The sequence below is a fragment of the Micromonospora kangleipakensis genome (assembly GCF_004217615.1).
GTDB lineage: Bacteria > Actinomycetota > Actinomycetes > Mycobacteriales > Micromonosporaceae > Micromonospora > Micromonospora kangleipakensis.
Genome location: NZ_SHLD01000001.1, coordinates 148,064 through 171,717, shown reverse-complemented (window position 1 = coordinate 171,717; position 23,654 = coordinate 148,064). Strand labels below are relative to the sequence as shown.

Genomic DNA, 23,654 nt, shown 5'->3' with positions numbered 1-23,654 from the left:
AGCTAATGCCATTAGCCTGATGGCTATGCTGATTAGCCAGGTGGCGCGGGACGGCGGAACCATCACGTACGAGGTGCACGGGGAGGGGCCGCTGGTCGTCCTCTCGCACGGCATGGGAGAGAACCGGCGGTCCTTCCGCCACCTGATCCCCCTCCTGGTCCGGGCCGGCTACCGGGTGGCCTCGGCCGACGTCCGGGGCCACGGCGACTCCAGCCCGCACTGGTCGACGTACGCCCCGGCCGAGGTCGGCGCGGACCTGCTCGCCGTGGTCCGGGCCCTCGGCGGCGGCCCGGCCACCCTGGTCGGCAGCTCGTCCAGTGGGTCCGCCGTGGTCTTCGCCGCCGCCGACGCGCCCGAGCTGGTCAACGGCATCGTGCAGGTCAGCCCGTTCGTCGCCGAGCCGAAGCCCAACCCGTTCATGCGGGTCGCCCAGGCGGCGGTGCTGCGCAGCCCCCGGCTCTTCGGCATGTTCCACAAGACGCTCTTCCCGGCCGGGCGGCCGGCCGACGACGCCGCGTACCGCAGGGAGATGGTCGCCGGGCTGCGCGGCCGGATGGACGCCGTGCGCGGGGTGATCGCGCCGGTCGCGCCGCACTGGACCGCCCGGGCCGCCGAGGTGCGGCAGCCGGTCCTGGTGCTGATGGGTACGAAGGACCCGGACTTCAAGGACCCGGGTGCCGAGGCCCGGGCGGCCCGGCGGCTCTTCGCCACCGCCGAGGCGCGCATGATCGACGACTCCGGGCACTACCCGCACGCCGACCAGCCCGAGGCCACCGCCGCCCAGCTGGTCGAGTTCCTGGCGGTGACCACCCGTGCCTAGGGCCGGCCTCACCCCGCAGACCGTCGTCCAGGCGGCCGCCCGGCTCGCCGACGAGGTCGGCTACGACCGGCTCACCCTGGCCGCCCTCGCCAACCGGCTCGGCGTCGCGCTGCCCAGCCTCTACAAGCACGTCAAGGGCGCCGACGCGCTGAACCAGAAGCTGGCCGCGCTCGCCACCGCCGAGCTGGCCGACGGGATGATCGCCGCCGCGGCGGGCCGGGCGGGCGTGGACGCGCTGCGCGGGGTCGCCACCGCCTGGCGGGACTACGCCCACCGGCACCCCGGCCGCTACCCGGCGGCCCAGCAGGTGCCCGACGCCGCCGACCCCGACCACGTCGCGGCCGGCCGGCGTGCCCTCGACGCGATCTACGCGATTCTCCGCGGGTACGGCCTCACCGGCGACGACGCCGTCGACGCCGCCAGGATCTTCCGCAGCGCGGTGCACGGCTTCGTCACCCTGGAGGCGGCCGGCGGATTCGGCCTGCCCCGCGGCGTCGACCGCTCCTTCGACCAGCTGGTGGCCGCGTTGGACACCGCGTTCCGGGACTGGAGGTCGCGATGAAGGCCCCGTTGTTGGCACTCATCTTCCTGCTGGAGCTGGCGATGCTCGCCGCCGCCGCGTGGTGGGGCTTCACCCTCGACGCCGGGTGGTCCGTCCGCCTCCTCGCCGGGCTCGGCGCGCCACTGCTGATCGCGGTCGTCTGGGGCACCTTCTGCTCGCCGAGGGCCACCGTGTCGCTGCCCGCGCCCGCCAAGATGGCCGTCCAGGCCGCCTGCTTCGTCACCGGCGGCGTGCTCCTCGCGCTGGCCGGCCACCCGGTGCCGGCGGTCCTGCTGGTCGCGCTCTGGGCGGTGGACAAGACGCTGCTCCGCCTGGCCGGCGACCCGGCCTGACCCGCCCCCGCCGGCGCGCCTTTCTCGCGGTCGCGCGCTCGGGAGCTTCGCCCAACGTCCCGACCGCGACATCGGTGATTCGGATCCGACATCAGCTCCACAGGCGACCAGCACCATCACCCGCACCCGGAGGGGAGCGTCGCGGCCGATGCCGCCGGCGCGTGGCTCTGGCCGGATCGCCCGATCGGTCGTACCCTTCGCCGGTGACCGACGGCGACCAGCAGCCCGGTGAGGCAGCCGCGGACCGCGAGCCGGCCGTGAGCGGTGAGCCGATCGTGGTCGGTGCGCCGGTCGTCGGTGGCGGCAAGGCCGCGGACCCCCAGCCGGTCGTCGCCCTCGAGCCGGTCACCGCCTCCGAGCCGGTCACCGCCTCCGAGCCGGTCGCCGCCTCCGAGCCGGTCGTGGCGCCCGAACCGGCCGTGGTCGACGGGCCGGCCATCGGCCGGGCGCAGGTCGGGAGCCGGGGGCAGGAAGCGGATCACGGGCAGATCGCGGAGCGCGAGCAGCCGCAGCCAGCGTCGGCAGCGGCGCCGGCGCGCCGGCGGCGGTGGTCGCTCTGGGCGGCGATCGCGGTGGTGGTCATGGTGCTGACCTGCGCGCTGCCCTCGGTGCTCCTGGTCGGGCTGGTCGGCGACGCCGGGCGGACGGCCACGGGCGACGACGCGGCCACCGCCGCCGCCCGCCGCCTCGGCGTGCGGATGACCGGCCAACTCGACCGTCAGGCCGCCGCGTTGCTCGGCGGTGACCGCGACGGCTTCCTCGCCATCGCCGAGCCGGGGGCCCGCGCCGACCTCACCCGCCGGTACGCCGCGCTGCGGGCGCTCCGGGTGACCGTGTGGCGGCCGGCGGCGGACGGCGTGCCCCGGGCGGTCGCCGGCCGGCCGGGGGAGTGGCAGCTCGCGGTCAAGGTCAGGTACTGCTTCGTCGTCCCGGGCTGCACGCCCGCCTCCGTGGTGATCGGGACCCGCTGGCGGGACGCCGGGGAGCAGCCCCGGCTGCTCGCGGTCGAGGAGTCCGGTTCCACCCCGGCCGGCGCCCGGCCCTGGGAGGTCAGCGACCTGGCGGTGGCGTTCGGGACGCGGACGGTCGTCGCCACCACGCCCGCGCTGCGGGCCAAGCTGCCCGGCCTGCTCGCCCAGGCCGAGGCGGCGGCGAAGGTCGCCGACCTGTACGCGGTGGGCGCCCCACCCCCCGACCGCTACCTGGTCTTCTACGCCGGTCGTGGCGAGTGGCGGCGCTGGTACGGCGGCGGCCGTCCGCGATGGACGGCGGGCTACGCGGTCGGCGTCGGCGGCGGCCATCACGACGTGGTGCTCAACGCCGAGAGCCTGTCGCCCACCGGGGTCGACGACCTGCTCCGGCACGAGCTGACCCACGCCGCCTCGCTGCCCGACTGGGGGTACTCGGACAGGGCCACCTGGTGGCTGGTGGAGGGGCTGGCCGAGTACGCCGGCGCGGACGGTCAGCCGGTGGGCCGCTACGACGGACTGCCCGAGGTGCGGAAACTCGTCCGGGGCGGCTGGAACGGCCGGCTGGACGGGCTGACCCCGGCCGACGACGCGGCCGACGACCGGGTCGGGGGCAGCTACGGGGTCGGCTACCTGGCCGTCCGGCACCTCGTCGACCGGTACGGGGAGCAGCGGGTGCTGGACTTCTTCCGCGCGGTGGTCCACGACCGGCGGTCCGTCGAGGAGGCGTCCGACCAGGCCTTCGGCGAGCAGTGGTCCACCCTGCACGACGACTGCGTCGGGTACGTCCGGGCCGTCGCTGGCTGACCGGCGGCTGGCAGGTCGACAGTCGTCGACGGGTCGTAGCATGGGCCGGGTGGCCTGCACCCACTCGCCGCGGCCCCCGATCGGCACGCGGCCCCGCCTGCTCACCGCCCTCCTCGCCGTCGTCGCCCTGACCGGCACCACCGCCGCCTCCTGCGGCGACGAGAAGTCCCCCGTCGCGCTGGCCCAGGTCGGCCGGTCCGCCGTCACCGAGGTGATCGACGCCCCGGCCACGGTGACCGCCCGGGCCGCCGCGACCCTCACCGCGCCCGCCGACGGCACCCTTGCCAGCCTGCGCGTCCAGCCCGGACAGCGGGTGCGCCGGGGGCAGGTGCTCGCCGTCATCAGCTCACCGTCCGCCCAGGACCGGCTCCGGCAGGCCCGCGAGGCGCTGCGCGCCGCGAAGCGGGCCGGCCGGGGCGTCGGCGTCGGCGACCTGGGCGGCAGCCGGCGCGGCACGGACAAGGCCGCGGCCGAGGCGTTCGACGCGGCCCGGGTCGCCGCCGGAAAGATCGGCGACCCGCAGCTGCGGTCCGCGCTGTTGCTCCAGGTGGAGTCCGCGCAGCGGCAGTACGAGTCGGCCGCGCGCGCCGCCGACCGGGCGGTCAACGCGGTGCAGCGGGGCGTGGCCGGGCTGAACTCCGCGGTCGGCGCGCTGTCCAGCGCCCAGCGACTCCAGGCCCAGCAGGCGTACGACCTGGCGAAGGCGACCGTCGACGCGCTCACGCTGCGCGCGCCGGTCGACGGGGTGGTGCAGCCCGGCGGCACCCGGTCCGCGAGCGGGTCGGCCGACCTGGCCGGGCTGCTCGGCGCGGGCGGCGCGCCGGGGCTGGACCCGTCGGCGTTCGCGCCCGCGCAGGGCGGCCCGCCGCCCGGTGTGGACGACGCCGTGCCGGCCGGTGGACGGGTCACCGCCGGGACCCCGGTGCTCACCGTGGTCGACACCGGCGCGCTGGGGCTGCTCGCCGAGGTCGACGAGACGGATGTGCTCCTGGTCCGGGCCGGCGTGGCCGCCTCGGTCGAGCTGGACGCGGTCACCGGCGCGACGTACGACGCCCGGGTCCGCTCGGTCGACGTGCTGCCCAGCACCTCCGCCCGGGGCGGGGTCACCTACCGGGTGCGGCTGGCCCTGGGCGCGGGCCGCCTCGGCGAGGGGGAGGTGGCCCCGGCGCCCCGCCCCGGCATGAACGCCGTGGTCCACCTCCGGGTCCGCGAGGCGGCCGACGCCGTCGCCGTGCCCGCCTCGGCGGTCTTCTCCGCCGACGGCCGGGACGCGGTCTGGGTGCTGCGGGACGGCAAGGCGGACCAGGTGCCGGTCACCGTGGGCGTGCAGGGGCAGGACCTGGTGCAGATCGTCAGCGGTGTGCAGGCGGGTGACCAGGTGGTGGTACGGGGCGCGGACCACGTCCGCGACGGTCAGGAACTCCGGTGAGCGCGCGGAGTGAGCCGCTCCCGCGAGCCCCGAAGGCCGGCTCGGTGACGCCGCCGGCCGGGGTGCCGGCGATCGAGGCGGTCGACGTGTCCCGGACGTACCAGCTGGACGGGGTCTCGGTGCCGGCGCTGCGCGGGGTGTCGCTGACCATCGCGCCCGGCGACTACGTCGCGGTGATCGGGCCGTCCGGCTCCGGCAAGTCCACCCTGATGCACCTGCTCGGCGGGCTGGACCGGCCGACCGGCGGCCGGCTGGTGATCGGCGGGCGGGACGTGGCGACGCTCTCCGCCCCGGAGTTGGCGACGCTGCGCAACGAGACCATCGGCTTCGTCTTCCAGGCGTTCCACCTGCTGCCGCGGACGTCCGCGGTGGACAATGTGGCGCTGCCGCTGGTGTACCGGGGGATCGGCGCGCGGCAGCGGCGGGAGCGGGCGGCGGCGATGCTCGGCCGGGTGGGGTTGGGGCACCGGCTGCACCACCGGCCCAACCAGCTCTCCGGCGGCGAGCAGCAGCGGGTGGCCATCGCCCGGGCGCTGGTCACCGACCCGGCGGTGCTGCTCGCCGACGAGCCGACCGGCAACCTGGACACCGCGACCGGTGAGGCGGTGCTGGAGCTGCTGGAACGGTTGAACGCCGAGTCCGAGGTGGCCCTGGTGATGGTCACCCACGACCAGGAGGTGGCCGCCCGGGCCCGCCGGCGGATCGCCGTCCGGGACGGCCTGATCCGCTCCGACACGGTCACCGCGGGCGGTGACCGCCTCCATGATCGACCGCTGTCCGACCGCGACGGACGACCTGAGACACTGGACGCCGCTCCCAGCGCGGAGCCCCGGTCCGCGTCCGGAAGCGGCCCGGGGCACCCGTCCGGTGGCTCCGGTGGCGCCATCGGAGCCACCGGGCGCCTTCCGCGCCACGTGGATCGCGCCGGGGGTGCGTCGTGAGGGTGGCCGAGGCCTGGCGGGTGGCGCTGGACGCGCTGCGGGCCAACCGGATGCGCAGCGCGCTGACCATGCTCGGTGTGATCATCGGGGTGGCGTCCGTGGTGCTGCTGGTGGCGATCGGCACCGGCACCAAGCAGAAGGTCGAGCAGCAGGTCGAGGGGCTCGGCTCGAACCTGCTCCTGGTGGTGCCCGGCAAGATCGAGGTGGGCACCGCCCCGGTGGTCTCGCCGCTGACCCTGAAGGACGTCGACGCGGTGTCCCGGGTGGTCGGCGACCCGGGCCGGGTGGCCGTCACCGTCGCGTCCGGGGCCACCGCACGGGCCGGCAACCGGTCGGACTTCACCACCGTCCAGGGGGTGCTGGAGACCACCCCGACGGTCTTCACCCGGTCGCTGGCCCGGGGTCGCTACCTCACCGGGGCCGACGTGGACACCAGCCGGCGGGTGGCGGTGCTCGGCGCGTCCGTCGCCACCGCGCTCTTCCCCGACCGGGACCCGCTCGGCCAGCAGGTCGCGCTGGCCGGCGTGCGGTTCCGGGTGATCGGCGTCTTCGCGTCGCTCGGGCAGAGCCTCGGCGTGGACCGGGACGACGAGGTGCACGTGCCGGTGACCGCGGCGCAGCGGCTCTGGGGCACCCAGCGGGTCGACGGCATCGCGGTCAAGGCGCCGGACCGGGAGCGGATCGGCGAACTGGGCGACCGGATCGTCGCCGAGCTGTCCCGCCGCCACCCGGACACCGAGTTCAGCGCGGTCACCCAGCAGCAGATCCTCGGCGTGCTCGGCGACATCCTCGGCGTGCTGACCGGCGTGCTGGCCGCCATCGCCGGCATCTCGCTGCTCGTCGGCGGCGTCGGCGTCTCCAACATCATGCTGGTCTCGGTCCGCGAGCGGACCCGGGAGATCGGCCTGCGCAAGGCGGTGGGCGCCCGTCCCCGGGACATCGGCGTGCAGTTCCTGCTCGAGGCGGTGCTGCTCACCGCCATCGGCGGGCTGATCGGGATGGCCCTCGGCGTGGGCACCGCACTGCTGGTCGACGTGGTCTCGCCGATCCCGGCCGCGATCACCTGGTGGTCGCTGGCGCTCGCCTTCGGGGTCTCCGCCGCGGTCGGCATCGTCTTCGGGGTGGTCCCGGCCCAGCGGGCCGGCCGCCTCGACCCGGTGGTCGCGCTGCGCGCCGAGTGACCGCCGACGGTGCGCCGTCCCGGCAACGGGACGAGGCGCGCGCCGGGGAGGAAAACGCCAGGTCAACAGCGGGGAAACGTCGCCCCATCCATGATCAGTTGCAGGAAGGGATCGCGCCGGTCACAGCCGTCCCGTTACCGTACTGGTAACACGCGCGTTGCCCGTCCTGGCGGGAGCTCCCGTCCGGTGGCACGCGCCGGGCACGGGAATGGGTCGGTGAGCCATGGCCGGGTCACAGTCCGACGGTCGGCTGTCGGATGTCAGGTTCCTGACCGTCGCCGAGGTGGCGACGGTCATGCGGGTCTCCAAGATGACGGTCTACCGTCTCGTGCACAGCGGTGAGCTGACCGCGGTACGGGTGGGCCGGTCGTTCCGGGTGCCCGAGCACGCCGTCCACGAGTATCTCCGGGGCGCGTTTCAGGAGACCGCCTGACGCACCGCCGAGTGCGACGTAACGGGCATTGACGGGGGCGCGTTGGTCCTGCTGACGCACTCCGGCTACCCTGGACCCGACCGTGACCGCACCCTGGTGCGCCCTGCCCGTCACGCTGGTCCGGTCCGTTGTCCGCAAGCGGTCACCGACGCCACCCGTGGTGGTGTCTCCCGGTCCGCCCCGCACGTTGCATCGAAAGGCTGTCGTATGGGCTCGGTGGTCAAGAAGCGCCGCAAGCGCATGGCTAAGAAGAAGCACCGCAAGCTGCTGCGCAAGACCCGCGTCCAGCGTCGCCGTCTCGGCAAGTGACCGGGGCCGGGCCTCGGCCCGGCATCCGGCACCACTTGCCAACTGTCGACTCTCGGAGGCTCAGGTGATCAGGCCGCGGACGTCCCGGCTCGATCCCGCCTGCCAGCCAAGGCGCACGACATGACCCCCGGTGGCACCCCAGGTGCTCCGGGGGTCGTCGTCGTGACCGGGGTCGGCCGCTACCTCGGCGCCCACGTCGCCGCCCGGCTCGCCGCCGATCCCCGGATCGAACGGGTCATCGGCGTCGACCCGGCCACCCCCGGCCCCGAGTTCACCGACCTGCTCGACCGGGTCGAGCGCATTCGCCTCGACCTGGACTCCCTCGGTGGCCTCCTCGCCGACCTGGAGGTCGACGCCGTCGTCCACCTGGCGCTGGTCAGCGCCCTCGACCCGCAGCACGGCGGCCGGGCGGCGATGAAGGAACAGAACGTCATCGGCACCATGCAGCTGCTCGCCGCCTGCCAGCGGGCGCCCCGGCTGCGCAAGCTCGTGGTCCGCTCGTCGACCGCCGCGTACGGCGCGTCGTTCCGCGACCCGGCGGTCTTCACCGAGGAGACCGAGCCGCGCGAGGTGCCGCGCGGCGGTTTCGGCCGCGACATCCTCGACATCGAGGGGTACGTCCGCGGGTTCCGCCGCCGCCGTCCCGACGTCACCGCCACCGTGCTGCGCTTCGCGCCGTTCATCGGCTCCACCGCGGACACCACGCTGACCCGCTACTTCTCCCAGCCGGTGGTGCCCACCGTCTTCGGCCGCGACCCGCGGCTGCAGTTCGTCCACTTCGATGACGCGCTCGAGGTGCTGCACCGGTCGATCGTCGAGGAGCACCCGGGGACGTACAACGTCGCCGGCCCGGGCGTGCTCTCCCTCACCCAGGCGATCCGCCGGGCCGGCCGGGTGGCCATGCCGGTGCTGGAGCCCGGTCTCTCCGGCGCGGCGGCGATCGTCCGCAACCTCGGCTTCGGCCGCTACGGTCTGGACCAGGTCGACCTCTTCGTGCACGGTCGGGTGGTGGACACCACCAGGCTCGAGCGGGAGTACGGCTTCACGCCGCGCTCGACCGCCGCCGCGTTCGACGACTTCATCCGCGCCCACCACGGTGGCGTGGTGGTGAGCCGGGATCAGCTCGCCGCCGCCGAGCAGCTGGTGCTGGAGGGCATCCGGCAGGTCCGCTCGGCCGTGCGGGAGCGGTCGTGAGCGGCCGGGACGAGCGGCGCGACGGCCCGTACGACGTACCGCTGACGGTGACCGGGCCGGACGCGGAGCCGGCGCGGCGCAACGGACACCGCGGGACGACGGCCGCCGCCGCCGACCCGGCGGCGCACGACGAGCCGGACACGGCCGCGACGGACGAGCCGGACGCCGCGGCGACGGACGAGCCGGACACCGCGGCGACGGACGAGCCGTCAGTCGTGGCGGACGAGCTCTCCGCGGCGACGGAAGAGGCGTCCGTCGTGGCGGACCGGCGGTCCGGCGGCCCGGAGCCGACGGCGGTCGAGGAGCCGACGGCGGTCGAGGAGCCGGCCGAGGCGACGCCGAACGACGGGGCGGTGGCGCCGGCCGGGCCGGCGGTGCCGGACCGGCGGGACCAATGGGACCGTCGGGTCGCGAGCGGGCTGGCCTTCCTGCGGCGGCGGCTCTCCGGCGACTACGAGGTCGACGAGTTCGGCTTCGACCCGGACCTCACCGACGCCGTGTTCCACCCGCTGGTCCGGCTGCTCTATCGGGACTGGTTCCGCACCGAGGTCGGCGGCCTGGAGAACGTGCCGGCCGACGGGCCCGCCCTGGTGGTCGGCAACCACTCCGGCACGGTGGCGCTGGACGCGCTGATCCTCTCCGCCGCCCTGCACGACCAGCACCCGGCGCGCCGCTACCTGCGGCTGCTCGGCGCCGACCTGGTCTTCCGGATGCCGGTGGTCTCCGAGATCGCGCGCAAGACCGGCGGCACGGTCGCTTGCAACCCGGACGCCGAGCGGCTGCTCGGGAACGGTGAGCTGGTCGGCGTCTTCCCGGAGGGCTTCAAGGGCGTCGGCAAGCTCTACTCCGACCGCTACAAGCTCCAGCGGTTCGGCCGGGGCGGGTTCGTCTCGGCGGCGCTGCGTACCGGCACGCCGATCGTGCCGGTGGCCATCGTCGGCGGCGAGGAGATCTACCCGATGCTCGCCGACATCAAGCCCCTGGCCCGGCTGCTCAAACTGCCCTACTTCCCGGTGACGCCGACGTTCCCGTGGCTGGGGCCGCTGGGCATGGTGCCGCTGCCGAGCAAGTGGCTGATCGAGTTCTGCCCGCCGATCCCCACCGCGCACCTGAGCGACTCGGCCGACGACCCGCTGGTCGTCTTCAACCTGGCCGACCAGGTCCGGGAGACCATCCAGCAGACCCTGCACCGGCTCCTCGAACGACGCCCCGACCCGTTCGGTCCCTAGGGGACGGGCGTCGTCAGGGGGTCCGGCGGCGGCGGTGCAGCGCGAGGCCGGCGGAGACCGCCCCGGCGACCAGCCCGGCGGCGGCGGTGGACGGTACGGCGATCTTGACCGCGCGCCGGCCGGTGCGGAAGTCCCGGACGTCCCAGCCCCGCTCGCGGGCCTGCCGGAGCAGGGCGGCGTCCGGGTTGATCGCCACCGGGTGCCCCACCGTCGAGAGCATCGGCAGGTCGTTGGCGGAGTCGCTGTACGCGGCGCAGCGGGTCAGGTCCAGCCCCTCGACCGCGGCGAGCTGGGTCACCGCCTCGGCCTTGGCCGGCCCGTGCATCAGGTCGCCGACCAGCCGCCCGGTGTACGCCCCGTCGACCATCTCGGCCACCGTCCCGATCGCGCCGGTCAGGCCGAGTCGGGCGGCGATCACCCGGCCGATCTCCACCGGGGCGGCGCTGACCAGCCAGACCCGCTGGCCGCTGTCCAGGTGGCGTTGGGCCAGCTTGCGGGTGCCCGCCCAGATCCGCGGGGCCATCAGCTCGTCGAAGATCTCCTCGGCGAGCCGCTCGATGTCCGCCACCCGCCAACCGTGGATGAAGGCGAGCGCTGCCTCCTTGGCCTGCGACATGTCGCCGGCGTGCTCGGTGGCGAGCAGCCGGAACTTCGCCTGCTGCCAGGCGAACCGGGCCAGGTCACCGGTGGTGAAGTACTTGCGGGCGGCCAGCCCGCGGGCGAACCAGTAGATCGAGGCGCCCTGCATCATCGTGTTGTCGACGTCGAAGAAGGCCGCCGCGGTGGGGTCGGGCGTGGGGGTGACCGGCGCCTGATCGGTCTCCGACCAACCGGCGGTGTGGCCGTGGACGTCGGTGCTGACCGTGACCTTCCGGGTGCGGGCCACGCGACCTCCCTCCGCTCGACGACCGCGACACGTGTTCCACGGCGAGGGTAACCGGACACCGCTGGCGACCGGTCGTACGTGGGGGGAAATGTGGCGTGGACGGCTGCCGCGCCGGCCGGGTCAGCGCCCGCCGGGGCAGTCGGCCGGGGCGGGGCCCAGCGCGTCGCTGGCGGTGGGCGTCGGCAGCCCGCACGCGATCGCCGCGCGGAGCTCGTCGGAGCGCTTGCGTACGGCGTCGAGCAGGGCGAGCGAGCGCCGGGTGCGGTCCCGTTCGACGTGGTCGGCCCGGTCGAGCAGCCCGCTGACCGCGCGCCGCTGGCCGGTGACGAAGACGTTGACCGCGTCCAGGCCGGCCGGGTCGGTGCGCTGCGCCGCGACGGTGGTGAGCAGCCGTACGCCCTGGCGGGTGTCGGCGTCCATGTCGTCGAGGACGGCGCTGAACCCGATCCGGTCGTCGCGTACCGTGGCGGCCTCGTCGAGCCGGGTCCGGGCGAAGTCGAGGAAGAGCTGACCGCGGCTGATGTCCGAGCTGGCCAGGGCGAGCTGGGCGCGCTCGGTGGAGCGCTTCATGCCGTAGAGCGCGTCGCCGGGCAGCGCGTTCTCGCTGGCCGCGGAGATGCCGGAGAGGGCGACGGCCCCGGCGGCGATGCCGACCAGGATCGCGCCCCGGGCGCGGGCCCGCCGGGCGGTGACCGCCGGCAGGAGCGAGCCCCTGGTCCCGGTGCCCGCCGTCGCGGTCTCGGTCTTCGCCGCCGGGGCGCCGATGCCCTCCCGCTCGGCGGTGGCCACCAGCATCGCCCGGAGCCCGGTGCGGAACTCCGCGTCGACCTCGACGTCCGGTCGATCGGCGGTGAGCCGCCGGCTGACCGCGACGAGCGCGGCGAGTTCGTCGTCGACCCGGGAGCGCACGTGGTGACGTCGGCCGCCGTTGGCCTCGTCGAGGAGCTGTGCGAAGCGCTCGGCGCGCCGACGGGAGAAGAGGTCACTGTCCACCGCAGGCACCTCCTCTCGCTGGTCACGGCCGGTCCGGCCGTATTCGTCACCAGCGACCGGTGGCAGCGTGACGCCGACGGCCGACCCGTTCGGTCGACCGTGCCCGCCGGACCGGGTGGCCCGGGGACGCCGGGACAACCACTGGTCGCACCCGGAGAAACGGTTCGTGGCGGGTGGCGGTTACGGGGCCGGCGGAGGCGAAATCACCAAGAGTGATCGTCGTCACGGGTGGGGAGGCGCCGCGCGCCCGCCCACGGAAACGGGGGCGGGCCGGCGCGAACGACGTCTCTCAGGGCTGGAAACCGTCGGGCAGCAGCCGGGCCAGAGCCCGCACCGCCCGGTACTGCAGCGCCTTGATCGCGCCCTCGTTCTTGCCCATCGCGCGGGCGGTCTCGGCCACCGAGAAGCCCTGGAGGAAACGGAGCACGATGCACTCCTGCTGCTCCGGGTTGAGCTGCTTGACCGCGGTGAGCAGGGCGACGTTGGTGATGTGCTCGACGACCGCGGCCTCCGGGCTGCCCTCCGGCCCGCGGTCCTCCCGGTCGGCGTCGAGCACGTCGCCGGTGGTGACCTCGAGGCGGTAGCGGCCGGACTTGAAGTGGTCGGCGACCAGGTTGCGGGCGATGGTGACCAGCCAGGCGCCGAGATCCCGGCCCTGCCAGGTGAAGCTGCCGATCCGCTTGAGCGCCCGGAGGAAGGTGTCGGAGGTGAGGTCCTCGGCCAGCTGCCGGTTGCCGACCCGGAAGTAGACGAACCGGAAGACGGTGTCGACGTACCGGTCGTAGATCAGGCCGAACGCCTCGGCCTCGCCGGCCTGGGCGCGTTCGACCAGGGTCCAGACCTCGGTGGCCGGGTCCGACGGGTCGGGGCGGCTCGGGAAGCCGGTGGCGGTGGCCGGCGCGGCGGGCACCGCCGGCAGCACGGCCGTGTCGCCGGCCGGCACCGCCGGCAGGATGGCCGTCTCGCTGGTTGACGGGTCGGCGGCCGGCGGCGTCTCCGCGGCCCGGCGGCCCTGCGCCGGCATGGTCGGGCGGGACGGCGCGCCGACCCGGCTCGCGTTGCCGCCGGGTAGCGCCGGGCGGGGCGGCGCCTCGTTGTGGTGCGGGCGGTTGCGCACCCGGCGGGCGCCCTCGCCGCGGACGGCGAGGCCCGATGAGCCCTCCGCCGCGCCGCGCGGCGTCTGGTCCAGCCGCTCGTTGACCGGCGTCCTCGGTGTCGGACCGGTCAGACCGGCCGGCCGCTCCGCATAACCGAAGGTGGTCACCGGGCCTCCCCGATCCAGGCGGGGCACGGCCGCACCGGTCGCCGCGGCGTCGCGGCGGGACCGGGTACGCCCCGGTCGGGCAGGGCCGTTCCGGGACGTGCCGACGGGCGGCAGATCCCCTTGAGGTGCTGGTCCAATGCGCTCACAGGCACGGGGGCCTCCTCGGGCTGAGGGGTGTCGACTCACGGCAAATGGGGTGAGCCGACCCGAGTGATGATAGGGCCAACGTCACCCGCGCGTGGCAAGTCCGTTACACAGGGCGGAAGTATTTCCCTCCCTGTCGCACAAATGGCGGACCGGTTGTCCGTCGTGTGCGGTTGACTTTGCTGGCGGAAGCTGGTCCGGAGTGGAAAGTCCTGGTCGGAGTGGTTTTGGACCCCCACCTCGGCGTGTCGCGGCGGCGCTGTCTGGACGGTGTCGCGCGGGCCGGTCGGGACGGGTCGGGCGGGGCGTTCCCCGGTCCCGTCCGGGGGACCGGACGGGCCGCCCCGGGCGTACGGGCGCGCGGGCATGGTCGGCCGGCCGCCGCTGTGCCAGACTCAGCCACCGTGCAGGACGCAGCCGACAGCTCCGCGCCGAACCTCGCCGACCGGCTCTGCCGGGCGGCGCTCGCCCACGCGGACCGCCCCGCCTTGCACTGGCGGGACCACACCCTCACCTGGTCCGAACTGGACGCCGCGGTGACCGCCACGGCCCGGGCGCTCGCCGCCTCGGTGCCGGCCGGCCCGCCCGACGACCGGCACCCGCCCCGGGTGGCCGTGTCGTTCGGCAACACCCCGGACTTCGTGGTCAGCTACCTGGCGGTGCTGCGCGCCGGGCTGGTCGCGGTGCCGGTCAACCCCGGCCTCACCGCCCGGGAGCTGCGGCACGTGCTCGCCGACTCCGGCGCCGCCGTGCTGATCTGCGCCGGGGAGGTCCGCGACCGGGTCGCCGGGATCGCCGCCGAGCTGCCCGCGCTGACCGCCGTGCACACCGCCCCGCCGGTGATCGACGGTGACGGCCGGGAGGCGTTCCCGGCCCGGGGCGGCGAGGAGCTGGCGGTGCTGCTCTACACCTCGGGCACCGAGGGCCGGCCCAAGGGCGCGATGCTGTCGCACCGGGCGCTGGCCGCCAACCACGAGCAGGTCGGGCGGATCAGCCCACCGGTGGTCGGGCCCGACGACACCGTGCTGCTCGCGCTGCCGCTCTTCCACGCGTACGGGTTGAACTCGGGGCTGGGGGCGGTCGTCCACCACGGCGCGACCGGGGTGCTCGTCGAGGACCCCGGCCCGGTCGCGACGCTCGCCGAGCTGGCCCGGCACCGGGTCAGCGTGCTGGTCGGCGTACCGTCGATGTTCCTGGCCTGGGCCGAAGCGGAGCGTGACGCGGTGGCTGAGGCGATGGCGGCGGTCCGGGTGGCGGTCTGCGGCGCGGCGCCGCTGCCGCTGGCGACCGCGGCGCGGTTCGCCGAGGTCGCCGGTCGCCCGCTGCACGTCGGGTACGGCCTGACCGAGACCGCCCCGGTGCTCACCTCCACCCTGGTCGGCGGGGAGCCGAAGCCCGGCTCGGTCGGCCGTCCGCTGCCCGGCGTCGAGGTGCGCCTGGTCGGGCCCGACGGGGTCGACCTGTGGCGGGACGGCGTCGCCGCGCCCGAGGACGACCCGGACGAGCCGGACCTCTCCGACGACGGGCCGGGCACCGACCCGGGCGAGATCGTGGTCCGGGGCGCGAACCTCTTCGGCGGCTACTGGCCGGACGGCCGGGGCGGCCCGGACGGCGACGGCTGGTGGGCCACCGGCGACGTCGCGTACGCCGACGAGGACGGCGACCTCTTCCTGGTCGACCGGCTCGGCGAGCTGATCCTGGTGAACGGCTTCAACGTCTACCCGCACGAGGTGGAGCTGGTGCTGGACGCGCATCCCCAGGTGGCCGAGTCGGCGGTCCTGGGGGTGCCGCACCCGCGGACCGGGGAGACTGTCCGGGCGTACGTGGTGCGGACGCCCGGCTCCGCGGTGACGGAGGCGGACCTGCTCGCCCACTGCGCCGGTAACCTGGCCCGCTTCAAGTGCCCCACCGCCGTCGAGTTCGTCGACACGCTGCCGTACTCGGCGATCGGCAAGGTACGCAAGACCCAGCTCCGCCCGTCGGCGCCCCCGGTGCCGTCCCCGACGCCGCCGACCGAGATCCGCACGGAGGTACCCGATGTCCAGTGACGCCCGGCTCGCCCTGATCACCCGGCCCGACTGCCACCTCTGCGAGGACGCGAAGGCGGCGCTCGACCGGGTGGTGGCGGTCACCGGCGACCGCTGGATCGAGAAGGACGTGACCGGTGACGTGGAGCTGGAACGCGAGTACGGCGACCGGCTGCCGGTGGTGCTGCTCGACGGCAAGGAGCACGGCTACTGGCGGGTCGAGGAGGAGCGGCTGCTGCGGGATCTGACCACCCCGCAGCTCTGATCCTGTCGGGGGGCTCGATTATGGTGCTGCGATGACCCCTGCTCGGCACCACCTGGTGTGGGACTGGAACGGCACCCTCCTCGACGACCTCGACCTGGTGGTCCAGGCCACGAACGTCGCCTTCGCCAGCGCGGGCGGGCCGGCGGTCACCGCCGACGAGCACCGGGTGCGGTTCCGTCGGCCGGTCGCCGACTACTACGCCGAGATGCTGGGCCGGGCGATGGACGACGAGGCGTACGGCCGGCTCGACCGGATCTTCCACGACGCGTACCGGGCGGGGCTGACCAGCTGCGCGCTGGCCGCCGACGCGACCGCCGCGATCGCGGCCTGGCCGGGCAGCCAGTCGCTGCTCTCCATGTGGTTCCACGACGAGCTGGTGCCGACCGTGCACACCTACGGCCTGACCCCGCACTTCGCCCGGGTGGACGGGCTGCGGTCGGCGGTCGGCGGTGGCTCCAAGGCGGAGTGGCTGGAGAAGCACCTGGCGGAGCTGGGCCTGGCCGGCGGTGAGGTGGCGCTGATCGGCGACTCGCTCGACGACGCCGACGCGGCGACCTCCGTCGGCGCCCGCTGCGTCCTCTACACCGGCGGCATCTCCGACCCCGCCCGCCTCCGCGCCTCCGGCCACCCCACCGCCGACACCCTCACCGAAGCCGTGACCCTCGCGCGCACCCTCCCCTGACCCACCCCGGACCTCGTCGATGGGCTGTCAGGCGCGGAGGTGGGTGAGGACGGCCAGGACGCGGCGGTGGTGGTGGGTGGCGTCCGGGGGGAGGTTGAGCTTGGTGAAGATGTTGCGGACGTGCTTCTCGACCGCGCCGTCGCTGACCACCAGGGCGCGGGCGATGGCGGTGTTGGAGCGGCCCTCGGCCATCAGCGCCAGCACCTCGCGTTCGCGCGGGGTCAGCTCCCGTAGCGGGTCGTCGCGGCGGCGCCGGACCAGCAGCTGGCCGACCACCTCCGGGTCGAGCACCGTGCCACCGGCGGCCACCCGGGCCAGCGCGTCCAGGAACTCGTCGATCGCGGCCACCCGGTCCTTGAGCAGGTAGCCGATCCCGCCGCCGCCGGCCCCGCCGGTCGTCGCCAGCAGGTCGTCGGCGTACGACACCTCGACGTACTGGGAGAGCACCAGCACCGGCGTACGCGGCACCAGCCGGCGCGCCTCCACCGCCGCCCGCAGCCCCTCGTCGGTGTGCGAGGGCGGCATCCGGACGTCCACCACCGAGACGTCCGGCCGGTGCGTCACCACCGCCTCGACCAGCGCGGCGCCGTCACCGACGGCGGCCACCACCTCGTGTCCCGACTCGGTCAGCAGCCGGACCAGCCCCTCCCGGAGCAGTACGGCGTCGTCCGCGATCACCACCCGCATGGTTCCGGTGTCTACCACGCCGCGGCCACCGGGATGCCGGCGCGGCTCCCGGCCGGGCCGGCGGGGTCGGCCGGTTCACCGGGGCAGCTCGGCCCGGACCTCGGTCGGCCCGCCGGCCGGGCTGACCACGTCGAGCGTGCCGCCGGTGGCCCGGACCCGGTCGGCGATGCCGGCCAGCCCGTGCCCCTTGGCCAGGTGGGCCCCACCCGTCCCGTCGTCCCGTACGGCGATCTCCAGCCGGCCGACCCGGCGGGCGACCTCGACCTGGCACGAGGTGGCCTGGCTGTGCTTGGCGACGTTGGTCAGCGCCTCCGCCACCACGAAGTACGCGGTGTTCTCCACCGCCGGGTCGAGCCGTCCGGTGGGCGTGCCCAGCTCGGGGTCGATCACCAGCTCGACCGGGACCAGGGCGCGGGCGGCGAGGGCGGCCAGGGCGCTGGGCAGGCCGCGGTCCACCAGGATCGGCGGGGCGATGCCCCGGGACAGCGCGCGCAGCTCGCCGAGGGTCTCCCGGGTCTGGGTGACCGCCTCGTCCAGCGTCCGGCGGGCGGCCTCCGGATCGGCGGCGAGCTGCTGGCGGGCCCGGCTCAGGTCCATGGCGAGCCGGACCAGGCGCTGCTGCGGGCCGTCGTGGATGTCCCGTTCCAGCCGGCGCAGGGCGGACGCCTCGGCCGAGGCGGCGGCCCGCTTCTGCTCCTCCAGCGTGGTGATCCGGTTGCGCATCTCGGCCACCCCGGTCAGCAGGGAGCGGGCGAGGCCGGCCTGGAGCAGGGCGCAGGCCCGGGCCAGCAGCGGCAGGGTGAGGAGGCAGAACACGCCGAGCGCGGTGTTCAGGGCGATCCGCGCGCCGGCCCCGTCGCCCATCCCGAGGAGCTGGCTGAGGTCCTGGTCGTCCGGGCCGCGCGGGATGGCCCAGTCGTACCCGCCGTAGAGCGTGCCGGCGACGGCGACCGCCCACCAGACGAGGAGCAGCACGAAGGTCGGCAGCGCCACCAGCAGCTTGAGCAGGCCGTGCGCCAGGTCGAGCCAGGACTGCGCGTCGCGCATCGGGACGAAGACCCGCCGCCAGAGCTTCGCGCCCGGCTCGGGGACCAGGTACTCGGGGCGTACCCGGGGTTGGCGCAGCACGGCGGGGAGCCGCAGCCGCTCGATGTCGGCCAGGCCGCGGGCCACGTAGAGGGTGCCGGCGAGGACCGGCAGGCCGACGGTGGTCACCAGCAGGCCGGCGCTGAGTGAGATCCCCGCCACCACGATCACGAAGCCGGCGATGGCCAGGGGGAGGCCGAGCAGCACGTAGCCGGAGTCGCGCAGGAGCTGACGGGGGACGCCGCGGGCGGGTGCCGGGGCCGGCGTGGTGGCCAGGGGAATGGCGGTCATGCCATGAGGCTAGGGGCGGTGGGCCGGCCGGCCCCATCCCGTGCGCCGGCCTCTCCGAGGTGGGGTTCTCCCTACCGGGAGCGGGTCGGCCGGACCGGCGGCGGGGTGACACTCGACCCAGATTCGCGGTGACACAGCGCGACCGAGCGCGCGCGATTGGTCAGAGAAGTCGGGATTGAGCAATAATCGCCGGGCGGCGCCGATGGAGCGCGTCAGATCGATCTTGTGGAATGGAGGGGCAGGTGGAGGCGCGTCGCGGGCCAGCAAGATCGCGATTTGTGCACGTCTTCACAAGCGCCTACTCTCTAGTTCCGACGCGCCCTGCTAGCACAGCCGGCAACATCGGTCGCCAGCGGGAGTCCCGAAACGACCGGCCGCCGACGCTGGTCGAGGATCGCACCGCACGGAGTCTCATGAGTCAGCACCGTCACCCTGGCGCGCCCGGCCGAGCCGGTGCCGTACCGGCGCTCCCGGACCTGCCCGAGGCGACCGTCGCGCGCCTCCCGGAATACCTCCGCGCGCTGCACAACCTCGCCGACGCCGGCCACGAGACGGTCTCCAGCGAGGGCCTGGCGAACGCCGCCGGCGTCAACTCGGCGAAGCTCCGCAAGGACCTCTCCCACCTCGGCTCGTACGGGACCCGGGGCGTCGGCTACGACGTGACCCTGCTGATCGAGCAGATCGAGTCCGTGCTCGGGCTCACCCAGTGCCGCTCGGTCGCCCTGGTCGGCGTGGGTAATCTCGGTCACGCCCTGGCCGGGTACGACGGCTTCGCGAGCCGCGGCTTCCGGATCGCCGCGCTCTTCGACGCGGACCCGTCCCGGGTCGGCGAGCAGATAAACGGGCTGGTCGTCCGGCACGTCGACGAGCTGCCCCGGGTCGCCGTCGAGGAGTCGATCTCGATCGGCGTGATCGCCACCCCGGCGCCGGCCGCCCAGGCCGTCGCCGACCAGCTCGTCGCCGTCGGCGTGACGAGCATCCTCAACTTCGCGCCGTGCGTACTCTCGGTTCCGGAGGGGGTCGACGTGCGCAAGGTCGACCTCGCGATCGAGCTGCAGATCCTGTCCTTCCACGAGCACCGCAAGGCGTCGCTGACCGCGCTCCCCGGCACCGCCGGGTCCGCCCTCACCGCCCTGCCCGGCGGGCTCGCGGCCACCGACACCCAGGAGGCGATCGGCACGTGAAACTGCTCGTCGTCGGCGCGTCCTACCGCACCGCTCCGGTCGCCACGCTGGAGCAGCTGGCGGTCGCCCCCGCCGATCTCACCCGCACCCTGGACCGCCTGGTCGCCCAGCCGTACGTCGCCGAGGCCGTGCTCGTCTCCACCTGCAACCGGGTGGAGGTCTACGCGGCCGTCACCGGCTTCCACGGCGGGCTCGGCGACATCTGCGCCGTCCTGGCCGAGCAGGCCGGCGCCCCGCCGGCGGCGCTCGCCAACCACCTCTACGTGCACTACGACGCCGCCGCCGTCGACCACGTCTTCCGGGTCGCCGCCGGGCTGGACTCGATGGTGGTCGGCGAGGCGCAGATCCTCGGCCAGCTCCGGGACGCGTACCACTGGGCCAGCGGCGCCGACTCCGCCGGCCGGCTGCTGCACGAGCTGATGCAGCAGGCGCTGCGGGTGGGCAAGCGCGCGCACGCCGAGACCAACATCGACCGGGCCGGTCAGAGCGTGGTCACCGCCGCCCTGGACCTGGCCGCCGGCCTCCTCGACGGCGACCTCACCGGCCGGCCCGCCATGGTGGTCGGGGCCGGCGCGATGGGCTCGCTGGGCGTGGCGACGCTCTCCCGGCTGGGCGCCGGGCCGCTCACCGTGACCAACCGCGGCGCCGAGCGGGCCGTCCGGCTGGCCGAGTCGTACGGCGCCAGCGCCGTGCCGATGGCCGAGCTGGTCGACGCGCTCTGCACAGTGGACATCGTGGTGGCCGCCACCGCGGCCACCGAACCGGTCCTCACCCGCGACGTGGTGACCCGGGCGCTGGCCCGGCGGGACGCCGACCGGGGCCCGCTGGTCCTGCTCGACCTGGCCGTGCCGCGCGACGTCGAGGAGGGCGTCGCCGAGCTGGCCGGCGTCGAGGTGATCGACATCGACCGGATGGCCGCGATCCTCGCCGACGGGCCGGCCGCCGCCGACGCCGCCGAGGTGACCCGGATCGTCACCGGCGAGGTCGAGGCGTTCCTGTCCTGGCTGCGCGGTGCCGACGTGGCGCCCACCGTGGCCGCGCTGCGCGGCCGCGCCGACGACGTGGTCACCGCCGAGCTGCGCCGGCTCGTCCAGCGCCGCCCCGACTTCACCGACGACCAGCGCGCCGAGGTGGCCCGGACGGTGCACCGGGTGGTGCAGCGGCTGCTGCACCAGCCCACCGTGCGGGTCCGCCAGCTCGCCGCCGAGCCGGGCGGCGACCAGTACGCGGCTCTGCTGCGCGAGCTGTTCGACCTGGAGGTGCCGCAGACCTCCCCGGTCGACACCGTCCCCGACGTGGTCGAGACCGACGCGGTCGGACGGCCGTCGTTCGAGGTCGCGGACGTGCCGGTGACCGAACCCCACGTCCCGTCCACCGGAGGTGCGCGATGACCGCCCCCCTGCGCCTCGGCACCCGCGGCAGCGCCCTGGCGATGGCCCAGTCCGGCCAGATCGCCGAGGCCCTCACCACGGCGACCGGCCGCGAGGTCGAGCTGGTCGAGGTGGTGACCGCCGGTGACCGCTCCTCGGCCCCGGTGCACCGGCTCGGCGTCGGCGTCTTCGTCTCCGCCCTGCGGGACGCGCTGGCCGCCCGCACCATCGACTTCGCCGTCCACTCCTACAAGGACCTGCCGACGGCGGCGGCCCCCGGGCTGCACATCGCGGCGGTGCCGACCCGGCAGGACCCGCGCGACGCGCTGGTCGCCAAGGGCGGCCGGACGCTCGCCGAGCTGCCGCCCGGCGCGGTGGTCGGCACCGGCGCGCTGCGCCGCATCGCCCAGCTGCACGCGCTCGGCATGCAGCTGGAGGTCACCCCGATCCGGGGCAACGTCGACACCCGCCTCGGTCGGGTGCTCGGCCCGGACGCCGACCTCGACGCGGTGGTCCTGGCCCGGGCCGGGCTGGCCCGGCTCGGCCGGACCGACGTGATCACCGAGACGCTCGACCCGATGCTGATGCTGCCCGCGCCCGCCCAGGGCGCGCTGGCCGTGGAGTGCCGGGTCGACGACCCCGACCTGGTCGAGCTGCTCGCGGTGCTCGACCACGCACCGTCCCGCGCCGCGGTCACCGCGGAGCGGGCACTGCTGGCCACCCTGGAGGCCGGGTGCACCGCACCCGTCGCCGCCTACGGCGAACTCGCCGAGGGTGACGCCGGTGAGGAGATCTACCTGCGCGGGGCGGTGATCAGCCCGGACGGTACCCGTGACCTCCGGCTGTCCCGCACCGGAACGCCCGCCGACGCGGCGGAGATCGGCAAGGCACTCGCCGCCGAACTCCTCGAACTCGGCGCCGACTCGATCCTCGGCCAAGACGGACACGCCGGCCCGGGGACCCAGCAATTTGGGAGCACTGAATGACCCGCACCCGTAAGCCCGTAGGCCGCATCGCGTTCGTCGGGGCCGGCCCCGGCGACCCGGGCCTGCTGACCCGCCGGGCGCACGACGCCCTGGTCGACGCCGACCAGGTGGTGTACGACCGGGGAGTCCCCGAGTCGCTGCTCGACGCCGTCCGCGCCCAGGCCAAGTCCGACGCCCAGTTCAGCCCCGCCGAGGGCGTACCGGGGGACGTGGCGAAGGTGCTGATCTCCGCGGCCCGTTCCGGGCAGAACGCGGTGCACCTGGTCGCCGGGGACCCGTTCGGCCACGACTCGGTGGTCAAGGAGGTGCAGGCGGTCGCCCGTACCGCCGCGCACTTCGAGGTGGTCCCGGGCGTCGGCCAGGCCGAGGGCGTGGCCACCTACGCCGGGGTGCCGCTGCCGGGGGTGCGGACCGCCGCCGACGTCGAGGACGTCACCACGCTGGACTTCGACGCGCTGGCCGCCGCCGTCGGCCGGGGCTCGCTCGCCCTGGCCGTGGACGCGGGTGACCTGGCCGCGATCCGGGACGGCCTGCTGGCCGCCGGCGTGGACGGCACGACCGGCGTCGGGGTGACCGGCGACGGCACCGGCGAGACGCAGTACACCACCACGTCGACCGTGGACTCCTTCGTCGCGGCGGCGCTCGGCTTCACCGGCCGGGTGGTGCTCACCATCGGCGAGGGCGTCGGCCAGCGGGACAAGCTGAGCTGGTGGGAGAACCGCCCGCTGTACGGCTGGAAGGTGCTCGTCCCCCGGACCAAGGAGCAGGCCGGCGCGATGAGCGCCCGGCTGCGCGCGTACGGGGCGATCCCGTGCGAGGTGCCGACCATCGCGGTCGAGCCGCCGCGTACCCCGGCTCAGATGGAGCGGGCGGTCAAGGGCCTGGTCGACGGCCGGTACGCCTGGGTGATCTTCACCTCGGTCAACGCGGTCCGCGCGGTCTGGGAGAAGTTCGCCGAGCACGGCCTGGACGCCCGCCACTTCGGCGGCGTCAAGATCGCCTGCATCGGCGAGGCGACCGCCGACGCGGTCCGCGCGTTCGGCATCCAGCCGGAGCTGGTCCCGTCGGGGGAGCAGTCCTCCGAGGGGCTGCTGGCCGAGTTCTCGCCGCACGACGAGATCCTCGACCCGGTGGGCCGGGTGCTGCTGCCGCGCGCCGACATCGCCACCGAGACCCTCGCCGCCGGGCTCACCGAGCGCGGCTGGGAGGTCGACGACGTGACCGCGTACCGGACCGTCCGGGCGGCCCCGCCGCCCGCCGAGATCCGCGACGCGATCAAGTCGGGCGGGTTCGACGCGGTGCTCTTCACCTCGTCCTCCACCGTCCGGAACCTGGTCGGTATCGCCGGGAAGCCGCACGCGCGTACCGTTGTTGCCGTCATCGGGCCCAAGACGGCGGAGACCGCGACGGAATTCGGCCTGCGGGTCGACGTGCAGCCTCAGCACGCCTCGGTGCCCGACCTGGTGGAGGCGCTCGCCGCCTACGCCGTCGAGCTGCGCGAGAAGCTCGCCGCCATGCCGGCGAAGCAGCGTCGCGGCTCGAAGGTGCAGGGGCCGACCGCCCTGAGGTTCCGCTGATCGCTAG

At 75.1% G+C, this 23,654-nt stretch carries 23 protein-coding genes; 18 read left to right on the top strand and 5 right to left on the bottom strand.

Annotation, left to right across the window (positions count from 1 at the left end):
• The first annotated feature begins 19 nt into the window (after positions 1–19).
• The 11 genes from EV384_RS00880 to EV384_RS00830 all read left to right on the top strand — a co-directional run bounded on the left by EV384_RS00880 (position 20) and on the right by EV384_RS00830 (position 10,205).
• Entirely contained in the window at positions 20–820 is an 801-nt protein-coding gene (locus EV384_RS00880) for an alpha/beta fold hydrolase (RefSeq protein WP_242623893.1), read from the top strand.
• A complete protein-coding gene (locus EV384_RS00875) occupies positions 813–1,382 on the top strand; it encodes a TetR/AcrR family transcriptional regulator (protein WP_130329177.1) in 570 nt (189 codons plus the stop codon). Before EV384_RS00880 ends, EV384_RS00875 begins: the two co-directional genes overlap by 8 nt.
• On the top strand, positions 1,379–1,714 hold the full coding sequence (locus EV384_RS00870) for a YrdB family protein (protein ID WP_130329175.1): 336 nt from the start codon (positions 1,379–1,381) through the stop codon (positions 1,712–1,714). Before EV384_RS00875 ends, EV384_RS00870 begins: the two co-directional genes overlap by 4 nt.
• 203 nt (positions 1,715–1,917) lie before the next feature.
• Positions 1,918–3,489, top strand: a complete 1,572-nt coding sequence (locus EV384_RS00865; protein WP_242623892.1) for a hypothetical protein — start codon at positions 1,918–1,920, stop codon at positions 3,487–3,489.
• Positions 3,490–3,529: 40 nt separating this feature from the next.
• Complete coding sequence (locus tag EV384_RS00860; RefSeq protein ID WP_130329173.1) at positions 3,530–4,918, top strand: efflux RND transporter periplasmic adaptor subunit; 1,389 nt, start codon at positions 3,530–3,532, stop codon at positions 4,916–4,918.
• 62 nt (positions 4,919–4,980) lie between these two features.
• Positions 4,981–5,859 (top strand): ABC transporter ATP-binding protein, encoded by an 879-nt coding sequence (locus tag EV384_RS00855; RefSeq protein WP_130340115.1) that lies wholly within the window; start codon positions 4,981–4,983, stop codon positions 5,857–5,859.
• A complete protein-coding gene (locus tag EV384_RS00850) occupies positions 5,856–7,040 on the top strand; it encodes an ABC transporter permease (protein WP_130329171.1) in 1,185 nt (394 codons plus the stop codon). Before EV384_RS00855 ends, EV384_RS00850 begins: the two co-directional genes overlap by 4 nt.
• A 223-nt stretch (positions 7,041–7,263) precedes the next feature.
• Positions 7,264–7,473 carry a helix-turn-helix domain-containing protein gene (locus EV384_RS00845; protein WP_089005106.1) on the top strand — a complete coding sequence of 70 codons (210 nt, stop codon included), beginning with the start codon at positions 7,264–7,266 and terminating at the stop codon, positions 7,471–7,473.
• 207 nt (positions 7,474–7,680) lie between these two features.
• A complete protein-coding gene (locus EV384_RS00840; protein WP_007465623.1) occupies positions 7,681–7,782 on the top strand; it encodes a 30S ribosomal protein bS22 in 102 nt (33 codons plus the stop codon).
• 120 nt (positions 7,783–7,902) lie between these two features.
• On the top strand, positions 7,903–8,976 hold the full coding sequence (locus tag EV384_RS00835) for an NAD-dependent epimerase/dehydratase family protein (protein ID WP_130329169.1): 1,074 nt from the start codon (positions 7,903–7,905) through the stop codon (positions 8,974–8,976).
• Positions 8,977–9,329: 353 nt separating this feature from the next.
• On the top strand, positions 9,330–10,205 hold the full coding sequence (locus tag EV384_RS00830; protein WP_130340113.1) for a lysophospholipid acyltransferase family protein: 876 nt from the start codon (positions 9,330–9,332) through the stop codon (positions 10,203–10,205).
• 13 nt (positions 10,206–10,218) lie between these two features.
• Here the strand turns inward: EV384_RS00830 and EV384_RS00825 are convergent, their stop codons facing one another.
• From EV384_RS00825 to EV384_RS00815, 3 genes are all read right to left on the bottom strand, one after another.
• Positions 10,219–11,091 carry an HAD family hydrolase gene (locus tag EV384_RS00825; RefSeq protein WP_130329167.1) on the bottom strand — a complete coding sequence of 291 codons (873 nt, stop codon included), beginning with the start codon at positions 11,089–11,091 and terminating at the stop codon, positions 10,219–10,221.
• A 120-nt stretch (positions 11,092–11,211) separates the two neighbouring features.
• Positions 11,212–12,084 carry a DUF5667 domain-containing protein gene (locus EV384_RS00820; protein ID WP_130329165.1) on the bottom strand — a complete coding sequence of 291 codons (873 nt, stop codon included), beginning with the start codon at positions 12,082–12,084 and terminating at the stop codon, positions 11,212–11,214.
• A gap of 289 nt (positions 12,085–12,373) precedes the next feature.
• Positions 12,374–13,348, bottom strand: coding sequence for an ECF subfamily RNA polymerase sigma factor, BldN family (locus tag EV384_RS00815; RefSeq protein ID WP_130329163.1), 975 nt, complete (start codon positions 13,346–13,348; stop codon positions 12,374–12,376).
• Between the two features lie 548 nt (positions 13,349–13,896).
• Here EV384_RS00815 and EV384_RS00810 point away from each other — a divergent pair.
• From EV384_RS00810 to EV384_RS00800, 3 genes are read left to right on the top strand one after another with little or no spacing between them, the layout of a single operon-like run.
• A complete protein-coding gene (locus tag EV384_RS00810) occupies positions 13,897–15,540 on the top strand; it encodes an AMP-binding protein (protein ID WP_130329161.1) in 1,644 nt (547 codons plus the stop codon).
• The gene (locus tag EV384_RS00805) at positions 15,530–15,784 is read left to right on the top strand and encodes a glutaredoxin family protein (protein WP_130329159.1); all 255 of its coding nucleotides are present in this window, start codon (positions 15,530–15,532) and stop codon (positions 15,782–15,784) included. The genes EV384_RS00810 and EV384_RS00805 overlap by 11 nt, the downstream gene beginning before the upstream one ends.
• Positions 15,785–15,815: 31 nt before the next feature.
• Positions 15,816–16,466 carry an HAD family hydrolase gene (locus EV384_RS00800; protein WP_130329157.1) on the top strand — a complete coding sequence of 217 codons (651 nt, stop codon included), beginning with the start codon at positions 15,816–15,818 and terminating at the stop codon, positions 16,464–16,466.
• A 27-nt stretch (positions 16,467–16,493) separates the two neighbouring features.
• Here EV384_RS00800 and EV384_RS00795 read toward each other — a convergent pair whose 3' ends face one another.
• Positions 16,494–17,153 carry a LuxR C-terminal-related transcriptional regulator gene (locus EV384_RS00795; protein ID WP_130329155.1) on the bottom strand — a complete coding sequence of 220 codons (660 nt, stop codon included), beginning with the start codon at positions 17,151–17,153 and terminating at the stop codon, positions 16,494–16,496.
• Between the two features lie 75 nt (positions 17,154–17,228).
• On the bottom strand, positions 17,229–18,530 hold the full coding sequence (locus EV384_RS00790; RefSeq protein WP_130329153.1) for a sensor histidine kinase: 1,302 nt from the start codon (positions 18,528–18,530) through the stop codon (positions 17,229–17,231).
• Between the two features lie 413 nt (positions 18,531–18,943).
• Between EV384_RS00790 and EV384_RS00785 the strand changes: the two genes are divergently transcribed.
• From EV384_RS00785 to EV384_RS00770, 4 genes are read left to right on the top strand one after another with little or no spacing between them, the layout of a single operon-like run.
• Positions 18,944–19,714 carry a redox-sensing transcriptional repressor Rex gene (locus EV384_RS00785; protein ID WP_130329151.1) on the top strand — a complete coding sequence of 257 codons (771 nt, stop codon included), beginning with the start codon at positions 18,944–18,946 and terminating at the stop codon, positions 19,712–19,714.
• Positions 19,711–21,105 (top strand): glutamyl-tRNA reductase, encoded by a 1,395-nt coding sequence (locus EV384_RS00780; protein ID WP_130329149.1) that lies wholly within the window; start codon positions 19,711–19,713, stop codon positions 21,103–21,105. Before EV384_RS00785 ends, EV384_RS00780 begins: the two co-directional genes overlap by 4 nt.
• The gene (gene hemC, locus EV384_RS00775; protein ID WP_130329147.1) at positions 21,102–22,070 is read left to right on the top strand and encodes a hydroxymethylbilane synthase; all 969 of its coding nucleotides are present in this window, start codon (positions 21,102–21,104) and stop codon (positions 22,068–22,070) included. The genes EV384_RS00780 and hemC overlap by 4 nt, the downstream gene beginning before the upstream one ends.
• Complete coding sequence (locus EV384_RS00770; protein ID WP_130329145.1) at positions 22,067–23,647, top strand: bifunctional uroporphyrinogen-III C-methyltransferase/uroporphyrinogen-III synthase; 1,581 nt, start codon at positions 22,067–22,069, stop codon at positions 23,645–23,647. The genes hemC and EV384_RS00770 overlap by 4 nt, the downstream gene beginning before the upstream one ends.
• Positions 23,648–23,654 lie beyond the last annotated feature (7 nt).

Bases quoted from the DNA above. Each gene is read 5' to 3' on its own strand.
- EV384_RS00795 (WP_130329155.1), bottom strand. From the start codon at position 17,153: ATGCGGGTGGTGATCGCGGACGACGCCGTACTGCTCCGGGAGGGGCTG.
- EV384_RS00835 (WP_130329169.1), top strand. From the start codon at position 7,903: ATGACCCCCGGTGGCACCCCAGGTGCTCCGGGGGTCGTCGTCGTGACC.
- EV384_RS00845 (WP_089005106.1), top strand. From the start codon at position 7,264: ATGGCCGGGTCACAGTCCGACGGTCGGCTGTCGGATGTCAGGTTCCTG.
- EV384_RS00880 (WP_242623893.1), top strand. From the start codon at position 20: ATGGCTATGCTGATTAGCCAGGTGGCGCGGGACGGCGGAACCATCACG.
- EV384_RS00790 (WP_130329153.1), bottom strand. From the start codon at position 18,530: ATGACCGCCATTCCCCTGGCCACCACGCCGGCCCCGGCACCCGCCCGC.
- EV384_RS00870 (WP_130329175.1), top strand. From the start codon at position 1,379: ATGAAGGCCCCGTTGTTGGCACTCATCTTCCTGCTGGAGCTGGCGATG.
- EV384_RS00840 (WP_007465623.1), top strand. From the start codon at position 7,681: ATGGGCTCGGTGGTCAAGAAGCGCCGCAAGCGCATGGCTAAGAAGAAG.
- EV384_RS00785 (WP_130329151.1), top strand. From the start codon at position 18,944: ATGAGTCAGCACCGTCACCCTGGCGCGCCCGGCCGAGCCGGTGCCGTA.
- hemC (WP_130329147.1), top strand. From the start codon at position 21,102: ATGACCGCCCCCCTGCGCCTCGGCACCCGCGGCAGCGCCCTGGCGATG.
- EV384_RS00860 (WP_130329173.1), top strand. From the start codon at position 3,530: ATGGGCCGGGTGGCCTGCACCCACTCGCCGCGGCCCCCGATCGGCACG.
- EV384_RS00770 (WP_130329145.1), top strand. From the start codon at position 22,067: ATGACCCGCACCCGTAAGCCCGTAGGCCGCATCGCGTTCGTCGGGGCC.
- EV384_RS00805 (WP_130329159.1), top strand. From the start codon at position 15,530: ATGTCCAGTGACGCCCGGCTCGCCCTGATCACCCGGCCCGACTGCCAC.
- EV384_RS00800 (WP_130329157.1), top strand. From the start codon at position 15,816: ATGACCCCTGCTCGGCACCACCTGGTGTGGGACTGGAACGGCACCCTC.